This window comes from Streptomyces sp. NPDC001889 (assembly GCF_053594535.1).
This window is the reverse complement of the sequence record NZ_JBSFER010000011.1, coordinates 220053-243556: the sequence shown is the minus strand read 5'-3', so window position 1 is coordinate 243556 and position 23504 is coordinate 220053. Positions and strand designations below refer to the sequence as shown.

Sequence of the window (23504 nt, the reverse complement as noted above, 5' to 3'; positions counted from 1 at the left end):
CCGTCGGTCCTTCCCCCGTCACCGGTCCGTGTGCCAACTCTGCCCCGACTACGGCAGACTGATCACTATGACGGCATCGGACAGGACCCGGGAACGCGCCGCGTCCATCGCCGCGCTCTGCCTGTTCCTCGGCGAGGCCGGCGGCCCGCACCGAGGCGACCGGAGGGTCTCCGGAGCCGCCGAGCGGGCCCGCGAACTGCTCACCGGGGCCGCCCGGCCCGGGCTCCCCGACGACGCCCTCCGGGATCTCGACGAAGCCCTCGGGGCACTCGACGAAGCGCTCCGCGCGGCCGGGGACCCCCGCGGCCTCCGCGGTCGCGGCAGGGGCCCCGGGGGTCCCGTGCCCGGACCCGGGCTGCCCGGCCTCGGCCGGACCGTCAAGGTGGCGGTCTGCCCCGGCGAACTGCTGCCGTGCGGGCGCCGCGAACGCGCGAAGGACCTGTGGCCGGCTCCCGTCTGCGCGGCCCACGGCGGCCGGATGGCCAAGGAACGGCTCGGCCGGGAGCCGTGACCCGATGAACCCGCTGCTCGCCACGCTCGGCGGCAAGCTCACCGAGCGCTGGCTCAATCTGCTGGTCCTGCCCGGCGCGCTCTTCCTCGGGGCCGCCGCCGCCGGGACCACCCTCGGCCACGCCCACGCGCTCGACCCCGGCCGGCTGCGCGCCGCCCTGGACGACCTGGCCGCCCGCCCGGCGCTGGACCGCGCCGGGACAGCGGCCGTCGTGGTGGCCGCGGTGCTGCTGCTCTCCTCCGCGCTCTCCCTGGCGGCGCAGTTCCTCGGCACGGCGATCGAACGCCACTGGCTCCGCGAGACCCGCTTCCCGCTCTCCCGGGCCCTCGCCCGCCGCCGTGCGGCCCGCTGGGCCGAACTGGACCGGCGGGTCGGCGAGGCCATCACCGACCCGGACGCTCCCGCGGCCGGGATCGTACGCCTCACCCGCGCCCGCGACCGCCTCGCCCTGGCCCCGCCGACCCGCCCCACCTGGTACGGCGACCGGATGGAGGCCGCCGCCGAACGCGTCCTCGCCGTCTACGCCGTCGATCTCGCCGCCGTGTGGCCCCGGCTGTGGCTGATCCTGGCCGAACCGGCCCAGCGGCAGATCGAGACCGCCCGCGCCGGGCTCGCCGCCGCCGCCCGCCTGGCGGCCTGGTCCCTCGGCTGTCTCGCCCTCGCCGTCTGGTGGTGGCCCGCCCTCCTGGCCGCCGCCGGCTGCGCGGCGATCGCCCGCACCCGGGCCCGCGAGTCCGTCGAGGCGCTGGCGGAACTGGTGGAGGCGGCCGTGGACGTCCACGGCCGCGATCTGGCCGTGCTGACGGGCATCGCGGACCCGGAGACGGCGGAGCCGCTCAGCCGCGACGCCGGGGACCGGATGTCCGAGTACTTCCGCAAGGCCGGCTGAGACGCGGACCGGAGGCGCCGGCGCCGGTTGTGGGCCATGTCCCGGGCCCGGTTCGGGCGGCGGCCCTGGGAGACGCCCGCAGCGCGGAGGGGCCCCGGGACCACCCGCCCCGGCGCCGAGGGGTTCGCTCGCCGAAGCCGGTCGCGCGGGCGTCCTCACCGCCCTGTTGGCTGAAAGAAATCGCGCGCGCCGCTCCGGGCTCCGCGCGTACGGTCTGCCGATGGACGATCGGGATGGTTACTTCGGCGAGCGTGTCGCGGCGGTCTACGACCAGCGGGAAGGAGAGATGTTCGCCCCGGGCGTGGTGGACCCGACGGTTGACTTCCTGGCGGGTCTGGCCGGCGGCGGGCGCGCCCTCGAACTGGCAATCGGGACGGGGCGTATCGCGCTGCCGCTGGCCCGGCGCGGTGTCGAGGTCCACGGCATCGACGTCTCCCGGGCGATGGTCGGCCGGCTGCGTGCCAAGCCGGGTGGTGAGGCGATCGGTGTCACGATCGGTGATGTCGCGACGGCGAGGGTGGACGGGACGTTCTCCCTCGCGTATCTGCTCTTCAACACGATCATGAACCTGACGACGCAGGCGGAACAGGTGGCCTGTTTCCGCAACGCCGCGGCTCATCTGGAACCCGGTGGCCGCTTCGTGATCGAGGTGATGGTTCCCGATCTGCGCAGACTCCCGGCCGGGCAGAACGCCGTGCCCCACCACGTGGGCCCGGATCGGTGGGCCGTGGACATCTACGATGTCGCCACCCAGGCGACGAGTTCGAACTACATCGCGTTCGCCGACGGCCGGGGCGAACTCTCCTCGATTCCCTTCCGGTACGTATGGCCGTCCGAACTCGATCTGATGGCCCAGCTGGCCGGGCTGACACCGCGCGAGCGGTGGGACGGGTGGACGAGGGAGCCCTTCACCAGTGAGAGCCGCCGGCACGTCTCGGTCTGGGAGAAGCCCGTCGGCTGAGACCGAGGCGCACCGTTCCCGCCCGGGTGCCGGCCTCAGCGCCTGGAGCCCCCTGCTCCCGGCCTCCGCGCGGACCAGGGCCGCCCGGCTCCGCCCCCGCCCCCGCCTCGTGGGGCGTCCTCTCCCGGCGGCTCCCGGGGGCGGCCCCGGCGGGCCCGGTCGGCCGACCGGGCCCGCCGTGCGAGGACCGTGTCAGGAGGCGTACGGCAGCAGCCCCCGGTCGATCCCCTCCCACGCGGTCCTCAGCTCCGCCAGCAGCCCGGGCTGTACGGCGGCCTGGTCGGCCTGCTCACGGAGGTCCTCGGAGAGCCGGTAGAGGCGGTCCCTGCCGTCCTTTCCGCGGTAGTACTTCCACTCGCCGCGCCGCAGCGCCCGCTCCCCCCGGACCCGCCAGAACAGGTCGCGCGAAGGTGCCTCGGCGCCGTGGAGCAGATAGCCGGCGAGGCTGACACCGTCGAGCGGGTACGCCGGATGCGGCCGCGCGCCGCCCACCTCCAGAAGGGTCGCCGTCCAGTCGGGGGAGTACACCGGGACCCGGCTGACCTGCCCGCCCTCGATCCGCGCGGGCCACCGCAGGATCGAGGGCACCCGGATACCGCCGTCCTGGAGCGACCCCTTGTTGCCGCTGAGCGGCCAGTTGTACGAGAAGCGCTCGCCGCCGTTGTCGCTGGCGAAGAACACCAGGGTGTCCTTCTCCTGCCCGGACCGCTTCAGGGCGGTGAGCACCTTGCCGACCGAGCGGTCGAGGTCCTCTACCATCTGCCGGTACTTCGCCAGCGAGCCCCCGTCCTGGTGCCACAGCGCCCGCCGGTCGCCCGCCTTGATCCGGCGGACGATCTCGGCGCTGGTCTCCTCGTCGCCGTCGGCGATCCATGGCCAGTGCGGGGTGGTGAAGTTCAGGTTGAGCAGCCAGGGCGCGCGCCCCTGGTCGCGGCTGACGTACTCGACGGCCCGCTCGGTCAGGACGCGGGTGTAGTAGCGCAGGTCCCTGTACTCGGCGTCGCCCTCGTAGAGGTCGTACTCCCCACCGGAGCTCAGCTTCGAGTAGTACTCCAGCGCCCCGCCGAAGTTGCCGAAGAACTCGTCCCAACCGGACCGGGTGGGGCTGTAGTCGGGCAGATGGCCGCAGTGCCACTTGCCGATCAGCGCGGTGCGGTACCCGCTGTCGCGCAGGAGCGAGGCCAGGGTGGGATGGGTGGGTTCGAGCCCCACCGAGCGGTCCGCTATCGGCTCGGCGAGCCCGCCTTTCGTACGGCCCGGGTAGCGGCCGGTGTAGAGGCTGAACCGGGTGGGCGAGCAGGTCGCGGAGCCGCTGTACGCGTCGGTGAAGCGCACACCCTGCCGGGCGAGCCGGTCCAGATGGGGGGTGCGGATCTCCGGGGCGCCGTAGGAGGACAGATCGGCCCAGCCCAGGTCGTCCCCCAGGATGAACAGCACGTTGGGGCGGCGGGCGCGCCCGCCGGGGGCGCGGGTGGCGCGGAACGGACGTTCGCCGGGAGGCGTTGCGGCGCTGTCGGCGGCGGCGTCGGCGGCGGCGGAGAGTCCGAGGGCCGCCGCGGCCCCGGCGGCGGTACCGCCGAAGGCGCGCCGGGACAGAGGGGAGTCGAAGGAGGTCACAGGGGTGCTCCAGGGCAGGGATGCGGGCTCCGGGGGTGCGTGGCACCGCGCGGAGACGGGGGCCGGGAGCCGGGACGGGGACCGGGGCTGCCGGGTGAGGGGAGCGGCGTGCCGGGGCGTGCCGGATCAGCCGGAGGGCTGACGAAGCGTCAGAGGAGGGCGGGGTGCGTCAGACGCGACGACAGATGGCGCTCGCGACACGGACCAGGTCGACGTGGCGGCGCTCCACAAGACGGACCCGCAGGTCACCCAGTGGCTGCATGGCTCCAGACCCTCCCCGATCCCCTTCCTCCTGTCAACGGCCCGCCCACCCCTCGAACCTCCGCCGGAGCCCGGCCGGCAGCGAGCACCCCGCTCTCCCCGGGCCGGGCGGTGTGCCCGCCGCCGCGCCGCACCGGGAGGCACCGCGCCACGGTGACGACAGGTGCCTGATCCGCGACGGAGAGTCCGGTCGCCGCCGGGGCCGCGAACGGGCTGGTGCGCGCGGTCGGCGGAACCGGGTAACCTCTTTGACATGTTCTTCCAGGCGCCGATTCACGAGTGAGAGCGTGATGGGCCGCCGCTGACGTCCTTCGATGTCGCCGCCCGTCCCCCACCGATGAATCCGTAGATTACTTCACCTTACTTACCGGGAGAGCCCGTGACCGTGAGCAAGAACATCAACAATCCCGTGGGCATGGGTGGCGGCCAGCGCAAGAGGCTGTCCCGCGCCGAACGGCAGAACAACGGCCCGCACCGCAACCTCGACCGCCAGAGCGCGGCCGACCAGAAGGCGGAGCTGGTGCGCAAGATGCGCGAGAAGGCGGGCGCGGCCGGGAGCGCCGGGCAGGCGGGCGACGACACCGCTCAGAGCTGACGTCCACCGCCCCGGGGCGGCACCGCACGGACAGGGCCCGGACCGCGACACGCGGTCCGGGCCCTGCGCTGCCTGTTGCCGCCCCGGGGCGGTGGACGACAGGGGCGGTGCCGAGGGTGTCCCGTGCGAGCTGCTGTGCGTGCCGGTGGCGCTGCGGGACGCGGTGCGGCGCCGGGAGATCCGGGTAGTGGGGGCGAACCGGTGGCGCGGCCCGGAGGGCGACCCGCCGGCGGACTTCGAGGGACCGGGCAGGTCCCGCGCCGGTTCACCCGGTCCCGCGCGGGAGGACCCGGGCGTCCCGGAGGCCGTCGGGACGGCGCACGGCGAACGCGCCGCCCCCAGCGGCGGGGCCGCAGCCCCGGGCAGTCGCTCGGCGCCGCTCGCCACCCGGCGGCGGCCCTGCGAGAACAGGGCCCGGACCTGCGGGGCGGGTTCCGGTGCGGCCGGCGGCCGGAGAGCGCCGGGGCGCGGGCGCGCGCGTCAGTTCTCGCCGGCCGACGGGTCCATCCACACGACCTCCCAGGTGTGTCCGTCCGGGTCGTCGAAGGCCCGGCCGTACATGAAGCCGTGGTCCTGGGTCTCGCCGGTGAGTGTTCCGCCTGCCGCGACGGCCTTCTCCACCAGTTCGTCGACCTTCTCCCGGCTCTCCGCGCTGAGCGCGAGCAGCACCTCGCTGGAGGTGGTCGAGTCCACGATCCGCTTCTTCGTGAACTCGTTGTACTTCTGGTGGGTGTGCACCATCACGACAATGGTGTCGCCGAGCGGTATCGACGCCGTGGTGTCGTCGCTGAACCGGTCATTGATCGAGTAACCCAGTTCGGTGAAGAACTTCCTGGACACGTCGAGGTCGCGGGTGGCCAGGTTGATGAAGATCATCTGCTGGTGCATGGCTGGGTCTCTCCCGGGGTCGTCATGGTGTTCGAGAGGGTGGACCGGGCCGTGGCGCGGAACTCATCGGTGGCCCTCCGGGGATTTTCCGGATTCCGGTGGTCGCCCTCACGGTCGGCGGGCCCGGAAGGCGGGCGGACGGCTCCCGCGCCGCTCCGGCCGGGCGGCGCGGTGGCCCGGCCGGAGCGGCGCTCACGGGGTGCTCACGCCGCGTTCGGGCCCACGTCCGCCGGGGTCAGCGGGGAACGGACCGGTGCCGCCGTCGCGTACTGGTCCGAGCCGATGTCACGGCTGCCGCCACGGGGGTGGCCGTCGATGTCGTCGTTCACGGGATGGGCCGTCGGCACGGCCGCGCCGATGGCCGGGCTGCCCGGCGAGAGACGGAACACCCCGTCGGCCCCCTGCTGGAGACGGGGATCGGCGCGGACGAAGCCGCCGGAGGGGACGGTCCCGTCGGCCGCCCGGCCCCAGAGCAGATTGCCCTGCCAGGTGAAGCCGGTGTGCTGCCCGAGCGCGACCAGGCTGCCCGCGTCGGCGACCAGGATGTTGTTGCTGAGGACGGCGTTCCGGGGCTCGTGGGCGCGGTTCTCGCCCACGATGGCGCGGGCGTTGCGGGCCAGGGTGTTGTGCGTGATCAGCGCGCGGTCGCAGGCGTCGTAGCCCCGCCGCTGCGCCGGCGGCTCGCCGGGGACGTGGTCGCGGGCGGTACCGCTGCCGATCACGAGGGCGCGCCCGGACAGTCCCGTCAGATGGTTGTTGAACACCGTGTGGTCGTTCCCGTGGAGACGGATGCCCTCGGTCCCGCCGATGAGGTGGTTGCCGTGCACCAGCGTGCCGTTGCCGTGGCGCAGCACGATGCCTCCGGCGCAGTCGCGGAGGGTGTTGTGGCGGATGACGTTGCCGGAGGACTTCACCGAGATGGCCTCGGGGTCTCCGTCGCACTGCTCGAAGAGGTTGTACTCCACCACGGCTCCGGCGCTGTCCATCGCGCGGTGGCTGACGCCGAGCCGGATGGACTCGCCGCCGTTGTCCCCGGGGTAGGTGTGGCGGGCGAAGTGGTTGCGGAGGACGCTGAGGCCCTTGACCATCGTCTCCCGGTCGGGGTCGACGGGTCCGTCGGGTCCGTCGGCGACGAGGAACACGCCCTGGGTGGAGCGGTCGTGGAAGTGGTTGCGGTCGATCTTGACTCCGTCCGCCTTCACCACGACCCAGTCCACGCCCGCGTTGTCGGCGAATCCGAAGTCGTTGCGGGTGAGCCGGATGTCGGAGCAGTCCGCCGGGATCACCAGGGACTGGTGCTGCCGGAAGGCGAAGCCGCTGATGGTGACGGAGCTGGAGTCGCGCAGGACGAAGCTCCGATCGCCCTGGAGCACCGCGCCGCCCCGGCTCTGGGAGACGATGGTGATGTGCGTGCCGGCGCCGTGCCTGCCCGCGATCCGGATGCCGCCGGCGGGAACGGTGTAGGTGCCGTTGGCCAGGACGATCCGGTCACCGGGCGCGGCACGGTCGATCTCCCGCTGGAGGTCGGCGATGGAGCTGACGGTCACCGTGGCGGCGGACGCGCCGGTGGTGGTCAGGGCCGTGATCGGTGCGGTCGCGAAGGCCGCGCCGATCAGAGTGCCGGTGAGGAAGGTACGTCGCTGCATGGGGCCTCTTCTGCTGGGGGAGCCTTGTGGGCCTCCCGTGAACCCGGGCCCACGCCATGGGCCCGCCACGGGGAAGGAGGGGGCCGGGGCGCTTCGGGTTCCCTCACCGTTCCCGCGAGTTCGGGTTGTCCGACGGGCACATCGCCCGCCTCCGGGCGAGGTGGGCCCGACACGATCGCGAGTACGCCGGTGTGCGGGTGCGGGTGCGGGTGCGGGTGCGGGTGCGGAGCGCGGGTGCGGGTGCGGGCGCGGGCGCGGGCGCGGAGCGCGGGTACGCCGGAGTCCGGTGTTCCGGTGCGGCCCGGCCCGGTTCGCGCTGGAACGGCGGCAGCCGGAACCCCGGCCCGAGGGCGTGCGCGCGCCGCCGCCCCCGACGGGAGGGCCACGCCACCACCACCGTGCGACCGCGATGGCGCTGTGCGGTTCCTCCGTCGCTTGACGTATCGGGAGCCGTGGTTGTGGGTCCCGGCCACCCGGTGGGCTCGCCGCGGCTCGCGCCACGCGGACACGCGCCGCCGCGCCGGAACATCTAGTGTGACGTTCAATCAAAATGGTGGAAAATACTACATAGTGCTACTTTTGTCTCATGCGTCGTATGACGGTCGACGACCGGCGGATGAGACGTGAACTCGGCTATGTCGCGGTCCAGCGGGCCGGCGCCGACGACCGGGGGCGGACTCTCTCACGGCTGATCGCCGCGGTCGTCCCCCACGACGCCTTCACCCTCGTCGGCTCCGACCCGGCGATCGGCCTCGGTTTCGGGAGCTTCAGCTTCTGGCACGGATTCCCGCCCGGGCTCGTCAAGGACCTCGTCCGCCATCGCCATGAGCAGGACAGCCCCTGGTGCGCCGACCCGGCCGTCCCGGGCGCCGCCCCCACCCACATCGTCACCGTCGGTGACCCGCTCCTGCCCCCGGCCGACCGGATGCGCGCCGAGGTCCTCGCGGCACACCGGGCCGCGTCCGAACTCCGCCTGCTGCTCCGCGACGAGCACGGCGTCTGGGGGATGCTCGCCCTGATCCGCTTCGAGGGCGGGCAGCCCTTCGACACGCAGGACGCCCGCCTGGCCGCCCTGCTCTCGCCCGCGCTGATCGGCGCCGTCCGGCGGCACGTCCTCGCGGGCCCGCTGCTGCCCGCCGCCCCGGCGCTCCCGGCCGGGGTGATCACCATGGGGCCCGACCACCGCGTCAGGACGGTCAGCCCGCAGGCCGTCGCATGGCTGGACCTCTTCCGTACGCGCGGCCGGCAGGTCGTCCCGGAGTGGATGCCCGAGGTCTTCCTCATGGCGCTCTCCCTCGCCACCCGGAGCCCGGACCGCCCGGGCGACAGCACGGCGCCGCTCGTCTGCTCCCCGCCCGCCGTCTGCGGACGCTGGATCGTCTGCCAGGGACAGACGCTCGGCGACGAAGGGGATGTCGCGCTGGTGATCGAGGCCCCTGTCGGCGACCTCGTCCTGCCCTCGTTCTGCGCCTGGTACGGCATCACGCCCCGTGAACACGACGTCATCGACGAACTCCGCTCGGGCGCGGCCACCCAGCGCATCGCCCGCCGCCTCGATCTCTCGGTGCACACGGTCAACGACCACCTCAAGGCGGTCTTCCGCAAGACGGGCGCGGACGGTCGCGACGAACTCATCGCCGCACTGGGCCACTGACCACCCGCCGCACCGGGTGACCGACCCGACCGACCCGACCGGCCCGACCGACACGACCGGCCGGACCGGCCCGCCCCGGGTCCCGCCCCGCTCCCGGCACCTCACCGTCTGACCCCGCCCCGGACACCACCGGTGCCTTGCCCCGCGCCGCCTCCCTGCCCGCCGCCACCCCCTGAACCCCCCAGAACTCGGGATACCCCTGTCCGCCGCCCCGGCACAGACTCGGAGAGCACGCACGCACCCTCCCCGTTCGGACCGTCCTGATGATCTCCCCCGGAGACCCGCGCCCCGACCCGACCCGGGCCGGCCCCGGGACCGGGACCGGACCCCGACCCGGACGGACGACCGCGCCCCCGCCGCGCCCCGAGTACCCGAGGAGACCCCCCCATGACCCCCATCGCCCCGGCCCCCGCCGCGCCCCGAGAACCGCTCACCGGGTACGCGCCCCCGCGTCCCGAGCCCCCGCGCCGGCATGTCCTCGTCTCCGGTGTCTCCTCCGACGCCCACACCTGGAACCTCGTCTTCCTGCATCTGCTCCTGGAGGAGATGGGGTACCGGGTGACCAACCTCGGCAGCTGCGTCCCCGACGACCTGCTGATCGACACCTGCCGCCGGCTGCGCCCCGACGCCCTGGTGATCAGCAGCGTCAACGGCCACGGAGCCCTGGACGGCGGCAGGGTCATCACCCGGCTGAGGCACCACCCCGAACTGCGGCGCCTCTTCGCCGTCATCGGCGGCAAGCTGGGCGTCGACGGCACTGCCGGCGCCCATGGGCCCCGGCTGCTCGCCGCCGGGTTCGACGCCGTCTTCGAGGACGGCGGGGTGGCCGAGGACTTCCGCCGCCGCCTCCACCGGGCCGTACCCGTGCTCGCCGGCGCCCACGGGACGGCGGCCCCCCGGATCGAGCACCGCCCCGCGCGGCGGAGCGCGTACCCGCGCGCCCCCGGGACCACGGACGGCATCGAGCCGCCCCGAGGGCGCGCCACCGTGGAAGGAACGCCATGAAACCCCCGTACCGCCCCGGACGGAACACCGTGGAGGCCCGCGCACCCCGGGGGAACGCCGTGCGCCCCCGGCCGGTCTCCGCCTTCGCCGCCGCCGTCGAGGCCGCGCGCCGCCGCGGAGAGCTGGTGGTGCAGCCCCGTATGGGCTTCCCCGACCCGTCCGCGATGCGGCACGGGCTGCTGGCGGTCCGCGCCGCGCGCGCCCGCACGGTCGGCACCGTCACCCTCGACAGCTACACACGCGTCGGCGACCACGCCCGAGCCCGCGCCGCCCTCGGTTCCGGGGCCGCCCTCAACGGCTACCCGCTCCTCGCGCACGGCGCGGGAGCCACCCGGCGGATGCTGGAGGGGCTCGTGGACGGGGCGTCCGGCTTCGCCGTGCAGATACGCCATGGCTCGGCCGACCCGTACGCCATCGTGCGGGCCCTGCTGGACTCGGGGCTCGACGCCACCGAGGGAGGCCCGGTCTCGTACTGCCTGCCCTACAGCCGCACCCCGCTCGCCGCTTCGGTGGACGCGTGGGCCCGCGGCTGCGAACTGCTCGCCGAGCGCTCCGGCGGCGCCGCCCATCTGGAGAGCTTCGGCGGCTGTCTGCTCGGGCAGCTCTGCCCGCCCTCCCTGCTGGTTGCGATCGCTCTGCTGGAAGGGCTGTTCTTCCGCCGGTACGGGCTCCGCAGCATCTCCCTCAGCTACGCCCAGCAGACCAGCCCCGCCCAGGACGCCGAGGCGCTCGCCGCGCTGCGGACCCTCGCCGCCGCGTACCTCCCCGGTGCCGATGTGCATCTCGTCCTCTACACCTACATGGGCGTGTTCCCGCGCTCCCGGCACGGCGCGCTGCGGCTGCTGCGGGCCAGTGCCGAACTCGCCGCCCGCAGCGGTGTCGAGCGGCTCATCGTGAAGACCCCGGCCGAGGCCCACCGCATCCCCACCGTCGGGGAGAACGTCCTCGCCCTGGAGGAGGCGGCCGGCGCCGCCCGGCGCACACCGCGCCCGGAGGCCGCCCACCGCGACGGAGCCGGCGGCGAGTTCGGCGTCCTCGCCGAGGCCCGCACCCTGGTGGAGACCGTCATCGGCCTCGCGCCCGATATCGGCACCGCCCTGATCCGCGCCTTCGCCACCGGGCTGCTGGACGTGCCGTACTGCCTGCATCCCGACAACGCCAATCGCGCGCGAGGCTTCATCGACCGGCGCGGCAGTCTCCAGTGGCGCGGCGGCGGCGCGATGCCGGTGCGCGCGGCCACCGGTCCCGAAGGACGGCCGCTGAGGGCCGGGGAACTGCTCGACATGCTCGGGTACGTCCAGCGGGCCCACGACCGCGAGCCGGAACCCCTCGCCCTCGCCCCGGCCCCGCCCGGGTCCCCGCGACAGAAGAGGTGAGAACCCCGTGCGACACACTCCGCCCCACCCCGTGCACACCCCGCCCCACCCCGTGCGCGCCGAGGACCCGCCCCCGCCTACCCGGGGGAGGCCCCCCGGCCGGAGACGAACGACGGGAACCGCCATGCCCGGAACGACCGCCCCCGCCCCCGCCCTCACCCTCGCCGTCGTCGGCGGCGGCCCACGCGGCATCGCCGTGCTGGAGCGGCTCGCCGTGCGCCTGGACGAGGCGGCCGGACGAGCCCGGCGCGCCGGCCTGAGACCCGCCGCCGTCACCCTCCACGCCATCGACGCCCACGAGGTCGGCGCGGGGCGGATCTGGCGCACCGACCAGTCCGGCTGGTACACGATGAACACCGTCGCGGGCCAGGTCACCATGTACTCCGGCGGTCCCGACGGCGGGCCGCCGCGACCGGGCGCCGGGCCCTCGCTCGGCGAATGGCTCGCCGCCCACGCCCGGCCCGGCGAACGCGTCACCGGACCCGACGACTACGCCCCCCGGGCCGTGTACGGCCGCTACCTGCGTTCGGTGCACCGCTCGATCGCCGCCCATCCGCCGCCCCGCACGCGGCTCGTCTCCCACACCGCGCGGGTCGACACCCTCGTACCCCTGCCCGGGGGCGGCTACCGGCTCACCCTGGACCGTCCCCCGCACACCCTGCGCGCCCACGCGGTCCTGCTCGCCACCGGCCACCCGCGCAACGAGCCCGAGGCATCGGAGCGCGAGATGCTGTGCTTCGCCCACCGCCACCCGGGCGTGCGCTACGTCCGTGGCGACGCGGCGGCCGACCTGGAGGCCGAACTCGGCGAGTCCGCCGTCCCGCCCGGTGCCCCGATCGCCGTACGGGGGCTCGGACTCTCCTTCTACGATGTGCTGCTGACCCTCACCGTGGGCCGGGGCGGGCGCTTCGTCCGCGCCCCGGGCGGAACCCTGCGCTACGAACCCGGAGGCCGGGAACCGCGCATCCTCGCGGGCTCTCGCGGCGGGCTCCCCATTCCCGCGCGCGGACGCAACGAGAAGAGCCCCGGCCACCGTCACCGCGCGCTCTTCCTCACCCCGTCCGCGCTCGCCGCCGCCCGCGCGCGGCGTGCCACCGCCACGGGCGGCGACTCCCGGCTGGACTTCGCCGAGGACGTTCTGCCGCTGCTGCTGAAGGAGGTGGAACACGTCTACTGGACGGCGCACGTCCGGTCCCGCTCCGGGGCCCGGCGCGCCGCCAGCTTCGCCGTGCGCCACGCCGCCGCCCTGCACGAGGGCCGCGACGCCGCGGCGCTCCGCGCCCGCGAAGGGCTGGGCGACATCCCGCCGCTCGATCTGGCGGCGCTCGCCCGGCCGTTCGCCGACGAGGACTTCTCCGGCCCCGGGGAGTTCCGCGACCGGGTCCTCCGCGCCGTGGACCAGGATCTGGCCGAAGCCGCCCTCGGCAACGTCGGCGGCCCGCTGAAGGCCGCGCTCGACGTCCTGAGGGACATCCGCTCCACCCTCCGCGACGCGGTCGACCACGGCGGTCTGCTGCCCCGCTCCCACCGGGACGACTTCGTGCGCGGCTTCCTCCCGCTCAACTCGCTTCTGTCGGCGGGCCCGCCCGCCGAACGCGTCGAGCAGCTCCGCGCGCTGATCCACCGGGGCCTGGTCGAGATCGTCGGCCCCCAGACGGTGTTCCGGGCCGACGAGGAGCGCGGCCGGTTCACCGTCTCCTCACCCCGTGTGCGGGGCTCCACCCGCACGGCCGCCGTGCTCGTGGACGCCCGCGTCCCCGCGCCGGATCTGCGCCGTGACACCTCGCCTCTGACCCGATGGCTTCTCGCACAGGGGCTGATCAGGGAGTTCGTCACCGTGAGCCCCGACGGGGAGAGACACCCCACCGGCGGACTCGATGTCACCGACGGCTGCGGCCGGGTGCTGAACGGCCGGGGCGAGCCGATGGCCGGCCTCTACGCCCTCGGCATTCCCACCGAGCACACCCGCTGGTTCACCCAGGTCGGCGCGGGCCGGCCCGGGGTGCCCACCCGCTTCCACCAGGAGGCCGACGCGGTCGCCGCCGCGATGCTCGCCGACCGTCCGTCGGCGCGGGCCGCCGGGCCGCTCCGTCCCCGTCCCCGTCCCGCACGAGGACGCCCCGCCGCCGCTCCACCGGCCTCCCCGGAGCCGTACCCCTGCGCGCCGGAGCCGTACCGCCCAGCGCCGGAGCCGGCCGTGTCCCCGCACCCCACCGGGAAGGCCTCGCACCCCACCGGGAAGGCCCCGCGATGAACACCCGACCCCCCTGCCCCACGGCCGTCTTCCGGGCGGCGCGCGACACGCTGCTGCGGCACCGCACCGATCCGGCCGCCGCCGGCCGGGACTTCCGGTGGCCGCGCCCCGCCGCCTTCAACTGGGCGCTCGACTGGTTCGACGCCGTCGCCGCCGACCCGGCCCGGCGGGACCGAACAGCGCTGCGCCTGGTGCGCGGAGCCCGCCCCGAGGACGACACCGTCCTCACCTGGGGCGAGCTGTCCCGCCGCTCCGCCCGGCTCGCCAACTGGCTCCACGGCCTCGGCCTGAGGCGGGGCGACCCCGTTCTGCTGCTGCTCGACAACCAGGAGGCGCTGTGGGAGACCATGCTCGCCTGCGTCGGACTCGGCGCCGTCCTGGTCCCGACCTACATCACCGCCACCGCCCCCGAACTCGACGACCGCGCCGAACGCGCGCGGGTGCGCTGCGTCGTCGCCGACGCCGCGCTGATCGAGCGTTCGCCGGGATGGCGCCCCGATGTCCCCCTCGCGATCGCCGTACCGGCCGCCGGGCCCGGCTGGACGTCGTACGAGGACCACCGCGCGGCCTCGGCGGCCTTCCGCCCCGACGGTCCGACGGGCGCCCACGACCCGCTGCTGCGGTACTTCACCTCCGGCACCACCACCCGGCCCAAGCTCGTCGAGCACACCCACACCAGCTATCCGGTCGGCCATCTCTCCGGCATGTACTGGAACGGCCTGCTCCCCGGCGACGTCCACCTCAACCTCTCGGCGCCCGGCTGGGCCAAACACGCCTGGAGCTCCTTCTTCACCCCGTGGAACGCGGAGGCCGCCGTCGTCGCCCTGGACTCGGTGGCGTCCGCCCGGCCGGACGCCGTCCTCGACGTGCTGCGCACCCGCGCCGTCACCTCGTTGTGCGCCCCGCCCGCCGTGTGGCGCGCCCTCCTCGCCGAGGGTCCCGGACCCCGTCCGCCCGCGCTGCGGGAGGCGGTCTCCGCCGGTGAGCCCCTGGACGCGGGGCTGCTCGACTCCTTCCGGCGGGCCTGGGGAATCGATGTGCGCGACGGCTACGGCCAGACCGAGACCACCGCCCGCCTCGGCTGGACGCCGGGCACGAGCCCCCTCCCCGGCCATATCGGCAGCCCTCTGCCGGGCTGCGGGGCCCTGCTGATCGACCCGGACACCGGACGCGAGGCCGCCACCGGAACGCCCGGTGAGCTCTGTCTCGACCTCGCGGAGCACCCCGTCGGACTGATGCGGGGCTATCCGGACGACCCCGTCCGCACCGCCGAGACCTTCGCCGGCGGCCTCTACCGCACCGGGGACCTCATGGTCCGTTCCCCGGGCGGAGTGCTGCGCTGTCTGGGACGCACCGACGACCAGTTCAACTCCTTCGGCCACCGCCTCTCCCCGCAGGAACTGGAGGCCGCCGTGCTGCGCTGCCCGGCCGTCCGCGAGGCCGCCGTCGTCCCCGTGCCGGACCCGGCGGGCAGCCGGGTCCCCAAGGCGTACGCCGTCCTCGCGCCCGGAGCCCGCGCCGGCACCGCCGCCGAAGCGGTCTTCGCCCTGCTGCGGGCCGAACTCCCGGAGGAGAAGCGGATCCGCGCCCTGGAGTTCCGTGCCTCACTGCCGCGCACCCCCTCGGGGAAGGTGCGCCGCGCGGCCCTGCGGGACGCGCCCCCGGGGACGGAGCACCGGCCGAGAGCCCCGGGAACCCCGCCGACGACACGCTCCGGGGGTCCGGCGCCGGTGTGACCGTCCGCCGCGGCCGCACGTCTCCGGTCCTCCCCGGAAACGCTCCCCGGCGGCCCCGGCGGCCCGCCGGGAACGCCGTCGACGCCGTCCCGATCCCGTCCTCGGCGGGACCGGGACGGCGTCGACGAGGACGGGATCGGCGGACAGGCCCCTGGCCGGACGGTGCGGGCGCGGGCGCGACGCCCGGGCCGGCGGAGCCGTCCCCGACCTGTCGGCCCGGGCACGGCCCCTCTCCGCCCGCCCCGGCGGGGACGACACGTCCTCCGCCGGACGCCCGGCCCGTGGCCGCTCCGTCCGTTCCGGAGCACGTCCCGTTCGCGCGCCCGGTCCGGGGCGTCCTCCCCGGGCCCCGGCGCCTGTCCCCGCCGCACGCCGCACGCCGCACGGCGTGTTCCCGTGAGGACGGGTCCCCGGCGGCCCGGCGCCGGCTCAGCGGTAGTAGACCGCCGTCCGCTTCCCGTCGACCTCGTGGACCTGGACGGGAGTGTCGAACACCTCGCTGAGCACCTCGGCGCGCATCATCGCGTCGACCGTGCCGGAGGCGGCGACGCGGCCGTCGCGGAGGGCGATGATCCGGTCGGAGTAGGTGGCGGCGAAGTTGATGTCGTGGACGATCAGGACGACGGTCTTGCCGAGTTCGTCGGCGGCGCGGCGCAGCTGGCTCATCATCCGCACGGAGTGCTTCATGTCCAGGTTGTTGAGCGGCTCGTCGAGCAGGACGTACCGGGTGTCCTGGGCGAGCACCATCGCCACATAGGCGCGCTGCCGCTGTCCGCCGGAGAGCTGGTCGAGATAGCGGTGCTGGAGGTCGCCGAGGTGGAGGAATTCGAGCGCCTCGTCGATATGGGCGATGTCCTGCGGGGTCAGCCGTCCCCGACTGTGCGGGAAACGCCCGAAGGAGACGAGTTCGCGCACGGTCACCCGGGCGGTGAAGTGGTTCTCCTGGCGGAGGATGGACAGCGTCCGCGCCACGTCCTGCGACTTGGCCCGGTGCACGTCGAGACCGTCGACGGTCACGGTGCCCGACGTCGGCTCGGCGAGCCGGCCGATGATGGTCAGCAGCGTGGACTTGCCGGCGCCGTTGGGGCCCACGAGCGAGGTGACCCCGCCCGCCGGTATCCGCCCGGACACCGGGCCGAGCACGACGTCGTCGCCGTACGCCTTGCGGATGTCGGTGAACTCGATCACAGGGTGCCCTTCCGGAGGAGATGGACGAGGAAGATCGCCCCGCCGAGGAACTCGATGACGACGGTGAGCATGCCGGAGGCATAGAACACGTGCTCCATGACGAACTGGCCGCCCGCCAGGGTGATCAGTCCGATGAGGAACGCCATCGGCAGGACCACGGAGTGCCGGTGGGTGCCGGACATCTGGTAGGCGAGCATCGCGGTGACGAAGCCGAAGAAGGTCATGGGGCCCGCGAGCGCGGTCGACATCGCGATCAGCAGGGAGATCAGCAGCAGCATCAGCGACAGCTCGCGCTTGTGGGCGATGCCCAGGTTCGTGGCGGCGTCCCGGCCGAGGAGCAGCGTGTCGAGCCGGTGGCGGCGCTGCCAGACCACGGCCGCGACGACCAGGCAGACGATGCCCGCGACGGGCAGATACTCCGCCTCGGCGCTGCTGAGCCGTCCGAACAGCCGGGCCGAGAGCACGTCGTACTCGGCCGGTGAGAGCAGCCGCTGAAGGAAGTCGGACAGACTGCGGAAGGCCAGCCCCAGCACCACACCGACCAGCAGCAGCACATGGATGCTGCCCTTGCGGCCGGAGAACAGCCAGCCGAACAGCAGCATCGTGAAACCGGCCATCAGCAGTGTCTGGGTGACGAGCTTCGGCAGCCCGTCCGTCACGGCGAGCACACTGCCGCCGAAGACGGAGACCAGGAGGGTCTGCATCAGGATGTAGACGGAGTCGAACCCCATGATCGACGGGGTGAGAATCCGGTTGTGGGTGATGGTCTGGAACACCACCGTTCCCACGGCCTGGGCGAACGCGACCACCGTCATCGTCCCGAGCATGGTCAGCCGGCGCTCGAAGGCGAACGCGAAGGACCCCTCGATGAAGAGGAAGAGGAAGCAGACCACCGCGACGGCGGCGATCGCGCCCGCCACGGCGAGCCGCGCGGCGACGGGCAGCCCCCGGCGGGCGCGGCCGGACGAGGCCGCCGTACGGGCGCCGCCGCCGTCCCGCGCGGCACCGGACGGGGGCGCGGTGGCCGTCAGCCGGTTCTCAGACATGGGCCTTCCCTCGCTGACGCAGGATCATCACGACGAACACGACCGCTCCGACGGCCCCGAGCACCACCGTCGACGGAATCTCCAGCGGGAAGACGACGAGCCGCCCCACGAGATCGCAGGCGATCATCAGGGCCACGCTGCTGAGCACCACCCACGGGAGGTTCCGGCGGATGTCGTCGCCGCGTGCCATCGAGACGAGGTTCGGCACGATCAGGCCCAGGAAGGGGATGAATCCGACGACGACGGTGGTCACCCCCGTGGCCAGGGCGACCATGACCAGACCGGTGAACATGATCCGGCGGTAGGGGAGCCCCAGGCTGGTGGCGGTGTCCCGGCCGAGCCCGGCGATGGTGAAGCGGTCCGCCGCCAGATAGAGACCGACGACGATGGCCCCCACCACCCACAGCGGCTCGTAGTTCCCGCGCACCACCGAGCTGAACCCGCCCGAGCGCCAGGTGGCGAGCATCTGCAGCAGATTCGTGGACGAGGCGATGTACAGCGTCACCGCGCTCACCAGGGCGCCCAGCATGATGCCCACGATCGGCACGATCACCTGCGACTTGAGCGCGATCCGCCCGAGGACGACCAGGAAGACAAGAGCGCCGGCGAACGCGAAGGCGCTGGCGGCGCCCATCCGCACCATGGGCGAGGCGGCCGGTACGAGCAGGGTGAGGAGCAGGACACCGAGGGCCGCCCACTCGCTGGTGCCCGTGGTGGTCGGCTCGACGAAACGATTCTGTACGAGCATCTGCATGATCACGCCGGAGACGGCCATCGCGGCCGCGGCGAAGACCAGGGCGAGGGTGCGGGGCACCCGGGAGATCAGGAACATCCGCCGGGCCTCGGGGTCCGTGACCAGGGCGCGCAGATCGATGTCGTAACCGCCGATGAACAGCGAGGCGGTGACCAGGGCCAGCACGAGGAGTGCGGCCAGTATGAGCGGGAGTCGGCGCATGGGGCTTCCGGGACGGGTGGGGTGAGCGGCCCCCGGCTCAGCCGGGGGCCGCTCGGAGGTGGAAGTGTCAGCCGGCCGCGTTGAACGCGGTCGCCACCGTGGTGAAGGAGTCCGTGTACGCCTGGATGCCCTCGGTCAGGTAGAAGTCGCTGGACAGGTAGACGACCTGGTCCTTGGCGCGGAAGGTGGTCTTCTCCCAGGCCTCCATGCCGTCCACGACCTTCTTCGCGGCGATCGCCTCACCGGACTCGGGGCCCACGGCCGCGTCCCGGTCCAGCATGATCATCCAGTCGGGGTTGAGCTTGGCGATCGTCTCGGGGGCGAGCCCCGAGTTGTCGTGCACGGAGGTGCTCTCCTCGCCCTCGGCGGCGAGGACGTTCTTCAGGTTCAGCGGCTCGGCGAGCCGGCCGATCCGGCTGGCCCCGTTGTCGATCTTCCCGGCGCTGGCGACGGCGAGGAACACGCTCTCGCCCCGGGTGGCGTCGGTGGCCGACTTCTGCGCCTTGTCCAGGGCGGCGACGATCTCCTTGGCCTTGGCCTCCTCGCCGAAGATCTTCCCGAGCTGCTCGGTCTGGGTCCTCAGCGACGCGACGTACCCGTCCTTGGCCTCGTCGGACGGGGCGATGTCGATCGTCTTGCCGATCTTGGACAGCTTGTCGTGGTGGTCGGTGAACCGGTAGCCGCCGATGATGAGGTCGGGGCCACTGGCGTTGAGCGCCTCGAACTTGGGCTCACGGTGGGTGCCGACGTCCTTGATGGACGCGTCGTTCTTCCAGTCCTCGTAGCCCTCCTGCGGGAGGAGCGCCTTGGGCACCGCGACGGGCTTGACGCCGAACGCCTTGAGCGTCGCGAACGACGTGTTGTCGAGTGCGGCGACCTTGGAGGGCTTCCGCGGTACGTCGAGCCGGCCCTGGGCGGTCGTGACGGTGACCTCACCCTGGCTCTTGTCCGATTCGGACGCCTTGCCGGACTCCCCGCACGCGCTCAGCGCGATGCCCGCGCACAGGACCGTGCTGGTGACGAGGATGGACTTGCGAAAACGGACGGAACGCACGGCGGATGACTCCCGGGGACACAAGGCGCGACGGAACACCGCAGGGTGATGAAGCCGCGAAGATCTGATGACTTAACTGAGCCTAACCTAACCATGAATCGATCTTTTCGGAGGGTCCACTTCCGCTTGCTGCCGCCGCTCCGCCGGCCGGTGCGGCCCGGCGGGCCCCGCGCCCTCCCTCCCCCCGGCAGTCCCCGGCGGGGCGGTGACTACCATGATTGTTCGCACTCGTGACGAAGGGACCGATCCGCTCATGGCGCCCAAGAGCAAGCCCCCTGTCGTACTCCTCCACGATGTCGAGGCCGTTCACGCGGATCTCGTCACCGCGCTGGAGGCGGCCGGTCCGTCGTCCCGGCCCGGGCTCCGGGAGGCCCTGCGCATCGTCGGACACCACCGCTCGCTGACCGATGAGGAGCGGACGGCGGAATGGGTGCGGCGGACCCTCCGCGACGCGGACGCCGATCCGGCCCGCGACCATGTCCACGCCGTCAAGGCGCTGCGCGAGGCCGTGCCCGGACTCGGTCTCATCGCCGCCAACGACCTCGTCAGGACCTCCGGCCGGGGCCGGGCCTGAGGACCGGGGGCGACGCCGCCCCGCCGCTCACCCGCTCCGGACTCCCGCCCGCCGCGCGCGGGCCCGCCGCGACGGGCGCCGCCGCCCCGTCCGGCGGGGAGCGGAGCAGGGCCCGGGGCAGCTCGCTCACAGATCCCACTGTTCGAGGAGCACCCCCGCGGGGTCGGGGCCGAGAGGAGCGGCGGCCGGACCCTGGAGGGACTGCTCGGTCCAGATGACCTTGCCCTCCGCGGTGTAGCGGGTGCCCCAGCGATCGGCGAGCTGGGCCACCAGGAAGAGCCCTCTCCCGCCCTCGTCGGTGAGCAGCGCCCGGCGCAGATGCGGGGAGGTGGCTGATCCGTCGAAGACCTCGCAGATCAGCGAGGTGCTGTGGATGAGCCGTACGGTCACGGGCTGCCCGGCGTAGCGGATGGCGTTGGTGACGAGTTCGCTGAGGATCAGTTCGGTGGTGAAGACGATCTCCTCCAGACCCCAGTCCCGGAGCGTGCGGGCGCACGCGGCGCGCACGGTGCCCACCGCCGCGCTGTCGGACGGCACGTCCCACTCGGCGATCCGGTCGGGGTCCAGCCGTTCGGTGCGGGCCACCAGCAGGGCGATGTCGTCCTGGTGTCGGGCTCCCGGCATGGCGGGCAGCAGCGCCTCGCAGGTCTCCTGGGCACTGATACCGGGCCGTCCGGCGACCGCGTCCCGGAGCCGGGCGAGGCCCGTGTCGATGTCGTGGTCGCGGCTCTCGATCAGCCCGTCGGTGTAGAGGATCAGGCGCGAGCCCGCGGGGAGCCGGAGCACCGCGGTCTCGATGGGCAGTCCGCTGCCGGTGCCGAGGGGCGGTGAGACGGGGACGTCGGGGAACTCGAACCGGCCGTCGGGCAGGGCCAGTCCGGCCGGCGGGTGCCCGGCCCGGGCCATGGCGCAGTCACCGGTCACCGGGTCGTAGACGGCGTACAGACAGGTGGCCCCCGTGATGTCGAGGCCGTCGCCGTTCGTCCCGTGCTCCTGGTCCATGCGGGTGACCAGCTCGTCCAGGTGGCTGAGGATGTCCTCGGGAGGGAGGTCCAGGGCGGAGAAGTTGTGGACCGCGGTGCGGAGCCGTCCCATGGTGGCCGCGGCGTGCAGGCCGTGGCCGACGACATCACCGACGACCAGGGCCACCCGGCTGCCGGGCAGCGGAATGACGTCGAACCAGTCACCGCCCGCACCGGCCTCGGCGGGAAGATAGCGGTAGGCGACGTCGACGGCCTCCTGGACGGGCAGATGGCGCGGCATCAGACTGCGCTGGAGCGTGACGGCCATGGCGTGCTCACGGGTGTAGCGGCGCGCGTTGTCGAGGGAGACGGCGGCGCGGGCGGTGATCTCCTCGGCCAGCGCGCGGTCCTCCTCGTCGAAGGGATCGGGCCGCTCCGAACGCCAGAAGGTGGCGATGCCGAGAAGGACTCCTCTGGCCCTCAGGGGCGCGGTGATCAGGGAGTGGATGCCGTCCTCGACGATCCGCCGGGCCCGTTCCGGGGCCTGCGCGTGCCAGCCCGGGGCGTCGGCCAGGTCCGGTTCGAGGACGGCCCGGCCGGTGATCATTCCCTGCGCCTGCGGGGTGGAGGGGACCGGACGGATCAGCTCGCCCTCCGGATAGAGCGGGGGATGCTCACGGATGCCCGCCAGGCACACCCGGCGCAGCTCCTGTTCCGTGCCGTGGACCTCCTCGCCGCGCAGGACGGGCTCCGCCAGGTCGACGGTGACGAAGTCGGCGAACCGGGGGACGGTGGCCTCGGCCAGCTCTCTCGCGGTGCGCGGCACTTCGAGGGTGGTTCCGATGCGGGTCCCGGCGTCGTGGAGGATCTCCAGGCGGTGGCGGGCCGTCTCGGCCCTGGCGGAGGCGGCGCGGAGTTCGGTGGTGTCCCGCACCGTCGCGACCCGGCTCCGCCGGGCGGTGGCGCCCTCGGTGGGGCGCTGGCTGATGACGAGGGTGCGGTCCCCGACGCGGTGGAACTCGTCGGTCGCCTCCCGGCCGGAGACGAGCAGTTCCGCGATCTCGGGGGGCAGGTCCGTCCGGGCGACCGCGCGGCCCTCGGTGTCGGCGGGCAGGTCCAGGATGCGCCGGGCCTCGTCGTTGGCGAGCAGGAACTTGCCGTCGGTGTCGACGATCAGAACACCCTCGCGCACGGAGTGGAGCACCGCGTCGTGGTGATCGTACAGCCGGGTGATCTCGGCGGGGCCGAGTCCATGGGTCTGCCGCAGCAGCCGCCGGCTGAGGAGCGCGCCGCCGCCGACGGTGAGCAGGACGGCGCCGCCGGTGGCCGTCAGAACGAGCGGCAGCCGCTGTGCGGCGGCGGAGTTGATACGGGCGATGGTGATCCCCGCCCCGACGGCTCCGACCACGACCCCGTCCGCCCGCCGGACGGGAACATAGGCCCTGACCTGCGGGCCGAGCGATCCCGTTCGCTTCTCGACCACGGTCCGGCCCCGGAGCAGGAGAGGCAGCCTGGCCGAACTGCGCTTGCCGATGCGGTCGCTCAGCGGATGGGTGAGACGGGTGCCCCTGCGGTTGAGGACCACCACGAAGTCGACGTCGGCACCCTCGCGGGCCTTCTCCGCGCGGGGCTGGAGGATCGCCGTCGGATGCGCGGACTCGATCGCCGCCGCCGTGCCGGGGGCGTCGGCGAAGCCCTCGGCGAGGGCGAGGGAGCGGCTGCGGGCCTCCTGTGCCTTCTCCTGGCGTGCCATCAGCAACAGCAGCAGAACCGCTCCGGCGGCGAGCAGCAGCACGACGGCGAGCTGGAGCAGGAACATCTGTCCGATGACACTGCGGGCTCCCCAGAGAGGACTGCCCCCTCCGCGCCGGGCGGATCGCTTCCTCCCGGTCGCCGGAGAGACATCCTCGGAACGCTTCATTCCCTCCATAGTGCACTTATATCGTTACTTATATGGCTGTACAGGAGTAACTCTGCCTCCGAGCAGGCGTGTCGGCCGTGAATGGTTCAACGGACCCGCGCGCCGCACGGAGAAGGCGGCGGCCCGGCCGCCTCGGCGGGCTCGGGCCGGCCGAGGACCGGCGCGCCGGCGGTGCCCCGCCCCGGGGGTACGGCACGGTGCCCCCGGCGGCCCGTCTCCGGCGGCCGCGGCGCGCCCTCGCAGCGAGCACCGGCCGGGCCGCGTGAACGCGGGGCAGCGCTCCAGCGGCCTCTTCCGGCCGGTGGAGCGCGGCCCCGGTGGGTCCGTTCGCGCCGGGTGAGCCGGTCCCCGGCCGGCGTGAAGGCCCGCCGTTCCCTGTCAAGGAGCGCGGAACGGACCACTGTGCCGGAG

The 23504-nt window shown here is 73.8% G+C and carries 19 protein-coding genes; 10 read left to right on the top strand and 9 right to left on the bottom strand.

Translation table 11 applies throughout. The features are described 5' to 3' along the window. Nucleotides 1-67 precede the first annotated feature (67 nt). The 3 genes from ACWCRA_RS15135 to ACWCRA_RS15125 all read left to right on the top strand — a co-directional run bounded on the left by ACWCRA_RS15135 (nt 68) and on the right by ACWCRA_RS15125 (nt 2361). The gene (locus ACWCRA_RS15135) at nt 68-511 is read left to right on the top strand and encodes a hypothetical protein (protein ID WP_351555384.1); all 444 of its coding nucleotides are present in this window, start codon (nt 68-70) and stop codon (nt 509-511) included. Nucleotides 512-515: 4 nt separating this feature from the next. Next, nucleotides 516-1400 (top strand): hypothetical protein, encoded by an 885-nt coding sequence (locus ACWCRA_RS15130; protein ID WP_351555382.1) that lies wholly within the window; start codon nt 516-518, stop codon nt 1398-1400. A gap of 220 nt (nt 1401-1620) precedes the next feature. Next, on the top strand, nt 1621-2361 hold the full coding sequence (locus tag ACWCRA_RS15125) for a class I SAM-dependent methyltransferase (protein WP_451067790.1): 741 nt from the start codon (nt 1621-1623) through the stop codon (nt 2359-2361). A 192-nt stretch (nt 2362-2553) separates the two neighbouring features. On the opposite strand, the gene ACWCRA_RS15120 is transcribed toward ACWCRA_RS15125, so the two are convergent. Next, complete coding sequence (locus tag ACWCRA_RS15120) at nt 2554-3978, bottom strand: sulfatase-like hydrolase/transferase (RefSeq protein ID WP_351555376.1); 1425 nt, start codon at nt 3976-3978, stop codon at nt 2554-2556. Between the two features lie 169 nt (nt 3979-4147). After that, nucleotides 4148-4240: a putative leader peptide gene (locus tag ACWCRA_RS15115; protein WP_332903363.1), complete on the bottom strand. Its 93-nt coding sequence runs from the start codon at nt 4238-4240 to the stop codon at nt 4148-4150. Between the two features lie 378 nt (nt 4241-4618). On the opposite strand from ACWCRA_RS15115, the gene ACWCRA_RS15110 reads away from it, so the two are divergent. After that, on the top strand, nt 4619-4834 hold the full coding sequence (locus tag ACWCRA_RS15110; RefSeq protein WP_351555373.1) for a DUF6243 family protein: 216 nt from the start codon (nt 4619-4621) through the stop codon (nt 4832-4834). 480 nt (nt 4835-5314) lie between these two features. On the opposite strand, the gene ACWCRA_RS15105 is transcribed toward ACWCRA_RS15110, so the two are convergent. Together ACWCRA_RS15105 and ACWCRA_RS15100 are read right to left on the bottom strand one after the other, a co-directional pair. Continuing rightward, nucleotides 5315-5722 carry a VOC family protein gene (locus tag ACWCRA_RS15105; RefSeq protein ID WP_451067789.1) on the bottom strand — a complete coding sequence of 136 codons (408 nt, stop codon included), beginning with the start codon at nt 5720-5722 and terminating at the stop codon, nt 5315-5317. 203 nt (nt 5723-5925) lie between these two features. Then, nucleotides 5926-7368: a polysaccharide lyase 6 family protein gene (locus ACWCRA_RS15100; protein WP_451067788.1), complete on the bottom strand. Its 1443-nt coding sequence runs from the start codon at nt 7366-7368 to the stop codon at nt 5926-5928. A gap of 586 nt (nt 7369-7954) precedes the next feature. On the opposite strand from ACWCRA_RS15100, the gene ACWCRA_RS15095 reads away from it, so the two are divergent. The 5 genes from ACWCRA_RS15095 to ACWCRA_RS15075 all read left to right on the top strand — a co-directional run bounded on the left by ACWCRA_RS15095 (nt 7955) and on the right by ACWCRA_RS15075 (nt 15393). Beyond that, on the top strand, nt 7955-9022 hold the full coding sequence (locus ACWCRA_RS15095) for a helix-turn-helix transcriptional regulator (protein ID WP_451067787.1): 1068 nt from the start codon (nt 7955-7957) through the stop codon (nt 9020-9022). 387 nt (nt 9023-9409) lie between these two features. Then, nucleotides 9410-10027 carry a cobalamin B12-binding domain-containing protein gene (locus ACWCRA_RS15090; RefSeq protein WP_451067786.1) on the top strand — a complete coding sequence of 206 codons (618 nt, stop codon included), beginning with the start codon at nt 9410-9412 and terminating at the stop codon, nt 10025-10027. Beyond that, nucleotides 10024-11403: a methylaspartate mutase gene (locus ACWCRA_RS15085; RefSeq protein WP_451067785.1), complete on the top strand. Its 1380-nt coding sequence runs from the start codon at nt 10024-10026 to the stop codon at nt 11401-11403. Before ACWCRA_RS15090 ends, ACWCRA_RS15085 begins: the two co-directional genes overlap by 4 nt. 124 nt (nt 11404-11527) lie before the next feature. Further along, nucleotides 11528-13657, top strand: a complete 2130-nt coding sequence (locus tag ACWCRA_RS15080; protein WP_451067784.1) for an FAD/NAD(P)-binding protein — start codon at nt 11528-11530, stop codon at nt 13655-13657. After that, nucleotides 13654-15393: an AMP-binding protein gene (locus ACWCRA_RS15075; RefSeq protein ID WP_351555352.1), complete on the top strand. Its 1740-nt coding sequence runs from the start codon at nt 13654-13656 to the stop codon at nt 15391-15393. Before ACWCRA_RS15080 ends, ACWCRA_RS15075 begins: the two co-directional genes overlap by 4 nt. A gap of 429 nt (nt 15394-15822) precedes the next feature. On the opposite strand, the gene ACWCRA_RS15070 is transcribed toward ACWCRA_RS15075, so the two are convergent. From ACWCRA_RS15070 to ACWCRA_RS15055, 4 genes are all read right to left on the bottom strand, one after another. After that, on the bottom strand, nt 15823-16581 hold the full coding sequence (locus tag ACWCRA_RS15070) for an iron ABC transporter ATP-binding protein (protein ID WP_351555349.1): 759 nt from the start codon (nt 16579-16581) through the stop codon (nt 15823-15825). Then, nucleotides 16578-17627: an iron chelate uptake ABC transporter family permease subunit gene (locus tag ACWCRA_RS15065; protein WP_351555346.1), complete on the bottom strand. Its 1050-nt coding sequence runs from the start codon at nt 17625-17627 to the stop codon at nt 16578-16580. Before ACWCRA_RS15065 ends, ACWCRA_RS15070 begins: the two co-directional genes overlap by 4 nt. After that, nucleotides 17620-18582, bottom strand: coding sequence for an iron chelate uptake ABC transporter family permease subunit (locus ACWCRA_RS15060; protein WP_351555343.1), 963 nt, complete (start codon nt 18580-18582; stop codon nt 17620-17622). Before ACWCRA_RS15060 ends, ACWCRA_RS15065 begins: the two co-directional genes overlap by 8 nt. Before the next feature lie 67 nt (nt 18583-18649). Then, complete coding sequence (locus ACWCRA_RS15055) at nt 18650-19636, bottom strand: siderophore ABC transporter substrate-binding protein (protein WP_451067783.1); 987 nt, start codon at nt 19634-19636, stop codon at nt 18650-18652. Nucleotides 19637-19850: 214 nt separating this feature from the next. On the opposite strand from ACWCRA_RS15055, the gene ACWCRA_RS15050 reads away from it, so the two are divergent. Next, nucleotides 19851-20210, top strand: coding sequence for a hypothetical protein (locus ACWCRA_RS15050; RefSeq protein ID WP_451067782.1), 360 nt, complete (start codon nt 19851-19853; stop codon nt 20208-20210). Nucleotides 20211-20336: 126 nt separating this feature from the next. On the opposite strand, the gene ACWCRA_RS15045 is transcribed toward ACWCRA_RS15050, so the two are convergent. Beyond that, nucleotides 20337-23093 (bottom strand): SpoIIE family protein phosphatase, encoded by a 2757-nt coding sequence (locus ACWCRA_RS15045; protein ID WP_451067781.1) that lies wholly within the window; start codon nt 23091-23093, stop codon nt 20337-20339. Nucleotides 23094-23504 lie beyond the last annotated feature (411 nt).